This is a genomic window from Bacteriovorax sp. DB6_IX (assembly GCF_000447775.1).
Classification (GTDB): Bacteria; Bdellovibrionota; Bacteriovoracia; order Bacteriovoracales; family Bacteriovoracaceae; genus Halobacteriovorax_A.
The window spans coordinates 1-239 of the sequence record NZ_AUNJ01000159.1 but is presented as its reverse complement, the minus strand read 5'-3'; the positions used below and the strand labels follow the sequence as shown (position 1 = coordinate 239).

Below are 239 nucleotides of genomic sequence, written 5' to 3'. Positions count from 1 at the left end.
GATACCAAATAACATCTTCTTTTCTAAAAACCTTAAATAAAATTATTCCGGCACCCACCCACTGAAAGACATCTGCTATATTGAATGAGAAAGGACCAAGGGGAATAAAATCAACAGAAGCACCAAGAATGATTTTATCAAGAACATTACCAAAAATTCCCGATATTAATAACGTCATTCCGAGCTTCATCACTTTCAATTGAGAAGAAAGTAGATATACGAGAATAAGATATACTGAA

1 protein-coding gene is annotated in these 239 nt (G+C 33.1%); it reads right to left on the bottom strand.

Features of this window, described 5'->3' with window-relative positions:
* Positions 1-226, bottom strand: a 226-nt coding sequence (locus tag M901_RS18340; protein ID WP_369793747.1) for a signal peptidase II, incomplete at its 3' end; no start/stop codon positions are given.
* Positions 227-239 lie beyond the last annotated feature (13 nt).